Source organism: Alkalicoccobacillus porphyridii, from assembly GCF_007293315.1.
Classification (GTDB): Bacteria; Bacillota; Bacilli; order Bacillales; family Bacillaceae_D; genus Alkalicoccobacillus; species Alkalicoccobacillus porphyridii.
In genome coordinates, this window is record NZ_VLXZ01000178.1 from 1 (window position 1) to 279 (window position 279).

Below are 279 nucleotides of genomic sequence, written 5' to 3' on the forward strand. Positions count from 1 at the left end.
TTTTGCGTAACCTTTTCCCTGGAACGTTAAATCTTTGATAACAATTTATTGTCTAACAAGTTGTATATTTTTTGAAACGCTGTTTTTGTTTTCCTTTTGGATTAATTTCAGCGTATAATGCGCGCCAATTGACTCTTGAATGGTTTCAGCACTTTGGACTGTAGAACTCAACGACTCAAAAACAGGCACTCACGTTGGGCTGAGACACAAGCACACATTCCTCTGCACGCTTTTTCGATGTCACCTATCCTTAGAGCGAGGCACCACCACTTTCGTAAT

At 40.1% G+C, this 279-nt stretch carries 1 protein-coding gene; it reads left to right on the forward strand.

All coding sequences use genetic code 11. The annotated features are described in order from the left end of the window. Positions 1-153 precede the first annotated feature (153 nt). The coding region (gene ynhH / locus FN960_RS24900; RefSeq protein ID WP_438799990.1) for a protein YnhH at positions 154-279 on the forward strand (126 nt) is incomplete at its 3' end.